Here is a 988-nt window from a genome sequence, read left to right on the forward strand (position 1 = left end):
GGTAGATCACACGGTTTCGGGTCGACGTTCACGTACTATTTCGCCCTATTCAGACTCGCTTTCGCTGCGGCTCCGTCTCTTCAACTTAACCTTGCACGTACACGTCACTCGCCGGTTCATTCTACAAAAGGCACGCCATCACCCCTTAACGGCTCTGACTACTTGTAGGCACACGGTTTCAGGATCTCTTTCACTCCCCTTCCGGGGTGCTTTTCACCTTTCCCTCACGGTACTGGTTCACTATCGGTCACTAGGGAGTATTTAGCCTTGGGAGATGGTCCTCCCTGCTTCCGACGGGATTTCTCGTGTCCCGCCGTACTCAGGATCCACTCAAGAGGAAACGAAATTTCGATTACAGGATTCTTACCTTCTGTGATGGACCGTTCCAGGTCGCTTCATCTATCTCGTTTCTTTGTAACTCCGTATAGAGTGTCCTACAACCCCAAGTGGCAAGCCACTTGGTTTGGGCTATGTTCCGTTTCGCTCGCCGCTACTAAGGAAATCGCGTTTGCTTTCTCTTCCTCCGGGTACTAAGATGTTTCAGTTCCCCGGGTCTGCCTCTTATTAGCTATGTATTCACTAACAAGTACTACTCTGTGAAAAGTAGTGGGTTTCCCCATTCGGAAATCTTCGGATCAATGTGTACTTACAACTCCCCGAAGCATATCGCTGTTCGTCGCGTCCTTCATCGGCTCCTAGTGCCAAGGCATTCACCGTGCGCCCTTCTTCATTTAACCACAGGTTCTTTTCATGGTTTGATCATTTAAGATCACGCTAGGTCGGTTGTTCGTTAAGATGTTTGCACATCTCAATCGATCAACCCGGTCATGATGTCTTTTCATGCTTTCCGTTATTCAGTTTTCAAAGAACGAATGTGCCAGTCTCCATCATGGTACTTGACCATATACGGATCGTGGTGTTTTACAATTTGAGTAGTTGCCCACTCAAAACTGAATGAAAGATTAAGCGATTTCCTGCCCTCTCATAA

Annotated in this window: 1 rRNA gene; it reads right to left on the reverse strand. The window is 47.8% G+C overall.

Annotation, left to right across the window (positions count from 1 at the left end):
* Window positions 1-737: ribosomal RNA gene (locus JCM19055_RS22070) — 23S ribosomal RNA — on the reverse strand; the annotation flags it as partial.
* Between the last annotated feature and the right edge of the window lie 251 nt (window positions 738-988).

The organism is Geomicrobium sp. JCM 19055 (assembly GCF_000698185.1).
Lineage (GTDB): Bacteria > Bacillota > Bacilli > Bacillales > Marinococcaceae > Geomicrobium_A > Geomicrobium_A sediminis.